The 8,212-nt window shown below is 71.1% G+C and carries 6 protein-coding genes and 1 pseudogene; 5 read left to right on the top strand and 2 right to left on the bottom strand.

Features of this window, described 5'->3' with window-relative positions:
• The first annotated feature begins 91 nt into the window (after positions 1 to 91).
• On the top strand, positions 92 to 2,047 hold the full coding sequence (locus CA984_RS40750) for an FtsX-like permease family protein (protein ID WP_242676449.1): 1,956 nt from the start codon (positions 92 to 94) through the stop codon (positions 2,045 to 2,047).
• Between the two features lie 173 nt (positions 2,048 to 2,220).
• On the opposite strand, the gene CA984_RS40745 is transcribed toward CA984_RS40750, so the two are convergent.
• On the bottom strand, positions 2,221 to 3,240 hold the full coding sequence (locus CA984_RS40745) for an LLM class F420-dependent oxidoreductase (protein WP_086578693.1): 1,020 nt from the start codon (positions 3,238 to 3,240) through the stop codon (positions 2,221 to 2,223).
• A 102-nt stretch (positions 3,241 to 3,342) separates the two neighbouring features.
• Between CA984_RS40745 and CA984_RS40740 the strand changes: the two genes are divergently transcribed.
• Positions 3,343 to 4,884, top strand: a complete 1,542-nt coding sequence (locus CA984_RS40740) for a sulfatase family protein (RefSeq protein ID WP_086578692.1) — start codon at positions 3,343 to 3,345, stop codon at positions 4,882 to 4,884.
• On the opposite strand, the gene CA984_RS40735 is transcribed toward CA984_RS40740, so the two are convergent.
• The gene (locus tag CA984_RS40735) at positions 4,804 to 5,586 is read right to left on the bottom strand and encodes a FadR/GntR family transcriptional regulator (RefSeq protein WP_086578691.1); all 783 of its coding nucleotides are present in this window, start codon (positions 5,584 to 5,586) and stop codon (positions 4,804 to 4,806) included. The genes CA984_RS40740 and CA984_RS40735 overlap by 81 nt on opposite strands.
• 69 nt (positions 5,587 to 5,655) lie before the next feature.
• Between CA984_RS40735 and CA984_RS40730 the strand changes: the two genes are divergently transcribed.
• From CA984_RS40730 to CA984_RS47505, 3 genes and pseudogenes are all read left to right on the top strand, one after another.
• A complete protein-coding gene (locus CA984_RS40730; protein WP_086578690.1) occupies positions 5,656 to 6,390 on the top strand; it encodes a (Fe-S)-binding protein in 735 nt (244 codons plus the stop codon).
• A 190-nt stretch (positions 6,391 to 6,580) separates the two neighbouring features.
• Positions 6,581 to 7,993: a lactate utilization protein B gene (locus CA984_RS40720; protein ID WP_086578689.1), complete on the top strand. Its 1,413-nt coding sequence runs from the start codon at positions 6,581 to 6,583 to the stop codon at positions 7,991 to 7,993.
• A pseudogene (locus CA984_RS47505) lies at positions 7,990 to 8,212 on the top strand (hypothetical protein); the annotation flags it as partial. The gene CA984_RS40720 and the pseudogene CA984_RS47505, both read left to right, overlap by 4 nt.

Here is an 8,212-nt window from a genome sequence, read left to right as displayed (position 1 = left end):
ACCCCTCCACCGGGCACGACCCGCGGCACCCGGCCCCCGGTCAGGACGTCACGCGGGAACCGGCGACCCAGATCCTTCCCGGGGTGAGCGGATGAACGGGCTGATGGGTCTGACCTGGCGGCTGCTGCGCGGCGGCGGACGCCGTGGCCTGCTGGGCGCGGGGCTGACCGTGGCGGCGGTGGCGGTCTCCACCGCGCTGCTGCTCTTCGCGGTGTCGGTCAACATCGCCTTCCAGGGACGGGCCGACCGGGAGGCGTGGCGCAACCCGGTCGCGGCGACCGGGAAGGCCACGGCGATCGAGACCGTGCGCAGGGACTACGTGCGTGACCGGCAGATCACCGTCGTGGACCTGGCGGCGCTGGAGCCGGGGGCGGCCCCGCCACCCGGCCTGGAGCGCTTCCCCGCACCGGGAGAGGTCTGGTTCTCCCCGGCGCTGGCCGAGCTCGCCCGGGAGCTCCCGGCCGACCAGCTCGCCGGCCGCTTCCCCGGGAAGATCGCCGGAACGGTCGGCGACGAGGCGCTGGTCCACCCCGGCGAGCTCGTCGCGGTCCGCGGGCAGAGATCCGACTCCCCGATGATGACGGCGGGGCCGGTGAACAATTCGCGTGTCGGTGCCGGGCCCATGAAGATCTCCGGCTTCACCGGGCAGGCGACGGGCGACGCCGAGGCGTACAAGGCGCTGGGACTGATCGCCAGCGTGCTCATGGTCGTGCCGCTGCTGGTGTTCGGCGGCGCGGCGGCCAGGCTCACCGTGGCCCGCCGGGACCAGCGCCTGGCCGCGCTCCGGCTGGTGGGCGCGACCCCCGGCCAGGTGGTCACGATGACCGTCGCGGAGGCGGTGATCACCGCGTTCGGCGGCGCGGTGCTCGGCGCGGCGCTGTACGGCCTGGGCATCCCGCTGCTCACCGGGATCGAGATCGCGGGCGGCCCCTGGTTCCTGTCCGACATGTGGCCCGGCGTGCTCGCCGTCCTCGCGGTGCTGCTGGCCGTACCGCTGCTCGTGGGCCTGTCGGCGGTCGTCGGCCTGCGCCGGATCGTGGTCAGCCCGCTCGGCGTCGCCAAGCGGGAGACGCCTCCGGCGATGCGCTTCATCCGGGTCGTCGCGCTGCTGGCGAGCCTCGCGATGGTGCCCGTGTTGAGGGTGGACAGCGCCATCGTGATGGCCGTCGTCGTCATCGGCCTCCCCTTCCTCGCCATCAACCTGGCCGGCCCGTGGGTGGTCGGCATGCTGGGCCGGATCGTCTCGCGTTCCGCCCGGCGTCCCGCCCGGCTGCTGGCCGGACGCCGCCTGATGGACGACCCCAAGGCCGCCTGGCGGACCGTGAGCGGTGTCGCCATGACCGGGTTCGTCGCCGGGTTCATCGGCCTGCTCAGCCCGGGAAGCGGCCTGCTCGGCGACGCGGACGCCGTCGACCTGCGGCTGGCGGTCCCCTCCGCCCAGGTGGCCGAGGTCACCGCCGGGGCTCGCGAGCGGCTGTCCGCGGCGGGCGTCCCCGCCACGATCGAAGCCGGCGGCACCGGTGCGACCAGAGTGCTCACCGCCTCGCTCGGCAAGCGCGACGCCGGATCGGTGGACCGGGCGCGCACCGCCCTCGACGGCCTGGTCCCGGGGCACGGCGCCACCTCGGCCGCCGACGAGGACCGCTCCGGCGCCCAGGTCCTGGAGGACATCGGCACCGGCACGGTGACCGTGCTCGCGGTCTCCTTCCTGGTCGCGATCGCCAGCGCCGGGATCACCGCGGCCTCCTCGATCCTGGACCGCAGGCAGACCTACGCCCTGCTCCGCCTGGCGGGCACCCCGCTGGAGGTGCTGGACAGGGCACGCCGAGCCGAGACGCTCATCCCGCTGACGGTCATGGGCGGCGGCGCCATCGCGGTCGGCATGTTCTGCGCCGCCCCGTTCGCCATCTCCGCGGTGAACGTCACCGGCGTGGTCACCCTGCTCGTCTGCGTGACGCTCGGTTTCGCCGGGGTGATCGGGGCCGGAGCGGCGAGCGCACCGCTCCTGCGCTCGGTCACCGCCGACCCCGCACCCCGCCCGGACTAGCTATTCATATTTAACCAGTAGGGAAACTTGCAAATATGGAGGCGGGTCGTTACCGTCGGGAGGACGGGGACCCCGGCTGCCGAAGGAGTCGCGGGGCCGGACCCGCGCGGCGGGCGCAGACCTTCCGGCCGGGTGTCCCCGCAGACGCGGGCGGAGCCGGTCCGTGAGGGGGGTCAGCCCAGGACGAGGTCGCGGACCGTCTTCAACGAGGTCTCGTCGCGGGGGCCCATGACCAGCAGGCTGGTGACCGGGCTCTTGCGCCACAGTTCGAGGCGCTCGCGGATCCGCTCCACCGGGCCGACCAGGGAGATGCCGTCGGCCAGCTCGTCCGGGATCGCGTTGAACGCCTCGTCCCTGCGTCCGGCCAGATAGAGCGCCTGGATCTCCTCGGCGGCCTCGGCGTAGCCCATCCTGCCGATGATGTCGGCGTGGAAGTTGCGGCTCTTGGCGCCCATGCCGCCGATGTAGAGGGTCAGCATCATCTTCACGCCGTCCAGTCCCGCCCTGACGTCGTCGGTGATCAGCGTCATGACCATGGCGGCGATGTCGAAGTCCGGCCCCGCCCCGGCCAGCGAGGGGCCGTACATCTGCTCGATCTTCTCCGGGAAGACGAACAGCGGCAGCCAGCCGTCGGCGATCTCTCCGGCGAGCGCCACGTTGCGGGGACCTTCGGCACCCAGATAGAGCGGGATCTCCGCGCGCAGCGGGTGAGTGATCAGCTTCAGCGGCTTGCCGATGCCCGCCCCGCCCGGGTAGGGGAGCGGGTAGTGCTCGCCGTCGCTGGTCACCGGCTCCTCGCGGCGCCAGATCTTGCGCATGATCTCCACATACTCGCGGGTGCGGGCCAGCGGCTTGGGGAACGGGCTGCCGTACCAGCCCTCGACCACCTGCGGGCCGGAGGCGCCGATGCCCAGGAGCAGTCGCCCGCCGGTCAGGTGGTCCAGCGTCATCGCGGTCATCGCGGTCGCGGCCGGGGTCCTGGCCGAGATCTGCGCCACGGAGGTGCCCAGCTTGATGCGGGACGTCCGCGCGCCGTACCAGGCCAGAGGGGTGAAGGCATCGCTACCGTAGGCCTCCGCGGTCCATACCGACCCGTAGCCCAGCCGTTCCGCGGTCTGAACGATCTCGGTGGCGTCGTCGGCGTTCCGCTGCCAGTAACCAAGGTTCAGGCCAAGTTTCAGATCGGTGCTCATGAGGGCCTCCGTCCGGATATGCGCACCGCAATTAGAACACGTTCTAGCTTGGCCGGTCGAGAGTAAGGTGTCGATATTCACTCGCCCGGGAAACGTGAATATGTGCTTGATGCTGTCCGCAAGGCTCTGTGCCTGATCTTGCTGTCCCTCCTCTGCGCCTCGGGAGTCACTCCCGCCACGGCGCAGGCCGCCGGCCGGCCGAACATCGTGTTGATCCTCGTCGACGACCTGGACGATGGGGATCTGCAGAAATTCCCGAATATCTGGAATCAACTTGTCGGGGCCGGCACCAGTTTCGATCGGTTTTTCGTGACGAACTCCTGGTGCTGTCCGTCGCGGTCGTCGATCCTGCGCTCCCAGTACGTCCACAGCCACGGCGTTCTGACCAACACGGCGCCCGAAGGCGGTTTCACAAAGTTCCATGATTCCGATTTGGAGCGTTCCACACTCGGTACGTGGATGAAATCGGCCGGCTATCGCACCGGGCTGATGGGGAAATACCTCAACCACTATCCCGCCGGCGCCGCCGAACCCACGTACGTGCCGCCGGGCTGGGACGAGTGGGACGTGCCGGTGCGCAAGCTCTACGAGGAGTACGGCTACACGCTCAACGAGAACGGCGTGCTGACGACCCACGGCTCCGCGCCGGAGGACTACCTGACCGACGTGCTCAGCCAGAAGGCCGGGACGTTCGTCTCCCAGAGCCCCGATCCGTTCTTCCTGTACCTCGCCCCGATCGCCCCGCACAACCCGGCCAACCACGCGCCCCGGTACGCCAACGCCTTCGCCGACGCCGTCGCCCCCCGGACCCCGTCCTTCGACCAGGCGGACGTGAGTGCCGAGCCCCACTGGCTGAGCTCGCGCCCCAGGTTCAGCGCCAAGGCGATCGAGAAGATCGACGAGCGCTACCGCCGCAGGCTCCGGGCCATGCTCGGCGTGGACGACATGGTCGGCGCGCTGATCAAGACCCTGAGGGAGACCGGCAAACTAGACAATACGTACATATTTTTCGCATCTGATAACGGGTTCCATCTGGGGCAGCACCGGCTCGCCCAGGGCAAGACGACCCCGTTCGACGAGTCGATCAAGGTGCCTCTGGTGGTCCGCGGGCCGGGTGTCCGGCCCGGTGGCGTCAACAGCGAGATGTCGGCCAACGTGGACCTCGCCCCGACCTTCGCGGAGCTCGCCGGGGCCCAGCTCCCCGGCTTCGCCGAGGGCCGGTCCCTGGTCCCGCTCCTGCGCGGTCAGACGCCCTCCCCGTGGCGGCAGAACGTCCTGCTCGAGTTCTACCGGCCGACCAGCGAGAAATCGGCCCGTCAGACCCCGGTCCCCGCCTACCAGGGCATGCGGACCGCCCAGAACACCTTCGTCCGCTACTCGACCGGCGAATACCAGCTCTACGACCTCGCCAGGGACCCGTACCAGCTCCACAACCTCGCCGCCAAGGTCGCGCCCGCGGTGATCGCCCAGTTCAACCAGCAGCTCGACGCCCTGGCGGCCTGTTCCGGCGCCACCTGCCGGTCGGCCGACTCCGTCCGGCCGCCCCCGTTCGTGGGGCCGCCCTCACCCGTCGGCCCGACCTCGGTCCTCACTCCGAGCCTGGTCCTCACCCCGGCCTCGGTCATCGGCGCCCGGAGGCCCTGAGGTGACCGGGGCGCGGAAGATGTCCGGATAGGCGCGTCGCAGATGCGTCTCCACGGCGGCCGACGCCTCCGAGGGGTTCCCGGAGGCGATGGCCTGACGGATCAGGTGATGGTCGGTCATGAGGCCGCCCGTGTCGCCGAGGCGTTCGACCGCCTCGATGGCGTAGCGGCGGACCGAGTCGCGCAGGGAGCGCATCATGGCGGCGATCAGGCGATTTCCCGAGGCCTCCGCTATGGCGACGTGGAAGGCGGTGTCGTGCTCGACGAAGTCCTCGGCCGTGGCGGCCCGGTCCATCCGTTCCAGCGCGTCGCTCAGGGCCGACAGGTCGGCTCCGTGGCCGGCGGCGCGCGCGGCGGACCACTGCTCGATCATCAGCCGGGCGTCGATGACCTCCTCAAGGGACAGGCTCGCCAGCCCGAGGTGGAACCGGAGCAGGTCGGTCAGCGCTCCGGCGGGCCGTGCGGTGAGCACGGCCCCCGCGTCGGGCCCCCGGCCGACCTGCGAGGACACCACCCCCAATGTCTCCAGCACGCGCATCGCCTCGCGCACCGACGAGCGGCTGACCTGGAGCTGCTCGGCGAGCTGGCGCTCGCCCGGCAGGCGGTCGCCGACCGTGAGGCCGTCGCCCGCGATGCGCTCCTCGATCCGGGCGATCACATCCTCGAACGCCCGGGTGCGCCGGACGGGCTGCCATCCGCTCAAGGGCCCTCCTCTTGTGACTCGATATGGTCAGACCATACTGTGGTCAGACCATAGAACGGAAGGAGTGCCGTGCGCGTCGCCCTGTTCATCACCTGTGTGAACGACACCCTGTTCCCCGGCACCGGGCAGGCGGTCGTGACGTTGCTGCGCCGCCTCGGATGTGACGTCGAGTTCCCCCGGGCGCAGACCTGCTGCGGTCAGATGCACGTCAACACCGGATATCCCGAGGAGGGGACGCGGCTGGCGCGGCATTTCGTGGACGTCTTCGCCGGGTACGACGCGGTCGTCGCGCCGTCGGGATCGTGCGCCGCGATGGTCCGCGAGCAGTACCCCCGGCTGGCCCGCGCCACGACCCCCTCCTTCGCCGGCGAGGTCGCCGAGATGGTGCCGAAGGTCCACGACCTCTCCGAGTTCCTGGTCGACGTCCTCGGCGTCACCGACGTCGGCGCCTACTTCCCGCACCGGGTGACCTACCACCCGACCTGCCACTCCCTGCGCGGACTCCACCTGGGCGACCGCCCCACCCGCCTGCTGGAGCAGGTCAGGGGACTGGAGCTGGTCCCCCTGCCCGGAGCCGAGGAGTGCTGCGGCTTCGGCGGCACCTTCGCGGTGAAGAACCCGGCCATCTCCGCGGCCATGTGCGGTGACAAGGTGCGCAACGTCACGAGCACCGGCGCCGAGGTGCTCTGCGCCGCGGACAACTCCTGCCTGATGCACATCGGCGGCACTCTCACCCGCCAGCGCGCCGGCGTCCGGATCATGCATCTCGCCGAGATCCTCGCCACCACGGAGGCCACCCGATGACCGGCACCACGCGACCGCCGGCCCCTACCGGCGACCGGACTCCTCGTCCGCACGCGACTCGTCGGCACGTGACTCGTCCGCACGCGACTCGTCGGCACGTGACTCGTCCGCACGCGACTCGTCGGCACGTGACTCGTCCGCACGCGACTCGTCCGCACGCGACACCGGCACTCGGGGGAGGGGCCACGCGATGAGCGGAGGCAACACGTTCCTCGGCATGCCCGCGTTCCCCCGGAACGCCGCGGCGGCCGTACAGGACTCGCAGCTCAGGTTCAACCTGCGCAAGGCCACGCACACGATCCGCGGCAAGCGGGCCTCGGTGGTGGCCGAGCTGCCCGACTGGGCGGAGCTCCGGGCCGCGGGCAAGGAGATCAAGGACCACACCCTGCGCAACCTGGAGCGCTACCTGCTCCAGATGGAGGAGGCGGTCACGGCGGCCGGTGGTCACGTCCACTGGGCGGCCGACGCCGAGGAGGCCAACCGGATCGTCGCCGACCTCGTCAAGGCCACCGGTGAGACCAGCGTGGTCAAGGTCAAGTCGATGGCCACCCAGGAGATCGGCCTCAACGAGGCACTCCAGGCCGAGGGCATCACCGCCTACGAGACCGACCTGGCCGAGCTGATCGTGCAGCTCGGCGACGACTGGCCCTCGCACATCCTGGTCCCGGCGATCCACCGCAACCGCTCGGAGATCCGCGAGATCTTCCACGACAAGATGGCCGACTGGGGCCGCGCGGCGCCCGAGGGGCTGACCGACGAGCCCCGCGCCCTCGCCGATGCCGCCCGGCTCCACCTGCGGGAACGCTTCCTGTCCACAAAGGTCGCCGTCTCCGGGGCCAACTTCATGATCGCTGAGACCGGCACGCTCGTGGTGCTGGAGTCCGAGGGCAACGGCCGGATGTGCCTGACCCTGCCGGAGACGCTGATCAGCGTGGTCGGCATCGAGAAGCTCCTGCCGAGCTGGCGGGACCTGGAGGTCTTCCTCCAGCTGCTGCCCAGGAGCTCCACCGGCGAGCGGATGAACCCTTACACGTCCACCTGGACCGGCGCGGTCGAAGGACAGGAGTTCCACCTGGTCCTGCTCGACAACGGCCGCACCCAGGTCCTCGCCGACGAGGTCGGGCGCCAGGCGCTGCGCTGCATCCGCTGCTCGGCCTGCCTGAACGTCTGCCCGGTCTACGAGCGGGCGGGCGGTCACGCCTACGGTTCGGTCTATCCCGGCCCGATCGGTGCCATCCTCACCCCGCAGCTCCGCGGCATGGGATCCGCGCTGGACGCCTCCCTGCCCTACGCCTCCACGCTCTGCGGCGCCTGCTTCGAAGCCTGCCCGGTGGCGATCGACATCCCCGAGGTCCTGGTCCACCTGCGCGGAAAGGCCCGCCATCCGCGGACCGAACGTCTGGGCATGCGCGCCGCCGGATGGGTGTTCAACCGCCCGGCACGGCTGGCCCGCGCCCAGCGCCTCGGCGGCCGCTTCCGCAGGTTCGTCCCCGGACGCCTGCCCGGCCCGCTGTCCGCCTGGACCGACACCCGCGACATCCCCGACATCCCCGCCGAGTCCTTCCGTGACTGGTGGAACCGTACTGACGGAGGCGCCCGATGAGTGGCACAGCGGCCGAGCGAGACCCCCGGGCGGGCGTGTCCGCGGGCGGCAGGGAGCTGATCCTGTCGAGGATCCGCGCGGCCGTGGCCGGCGCGCCGGACGTCGAGATCACCCGTGCCTACCGCACGTCGTCGGACCCGGCAGGGGTGGTGGAGCTGTTCGCCGAGCGCGTGGCCGACTACCGGGCCGTCGTCCACGTGGTGGAGGCGGGGGAGGCGG

The organism is Streptosporangium minutum, assembly GCF_002149035.1.
GTDB classification, from domain to species: domain Bacteria; phylum Actinomycetota; class Actinomycetes; order Streptosporangiales; family Streptosporangiaceae; genus Streptosporangium; species Streptosporangium minutum.
Note: the sequence above shows the minus strand (reverse complement) of the source record. Positions and strands in the feature narration are given on the sequence as shown.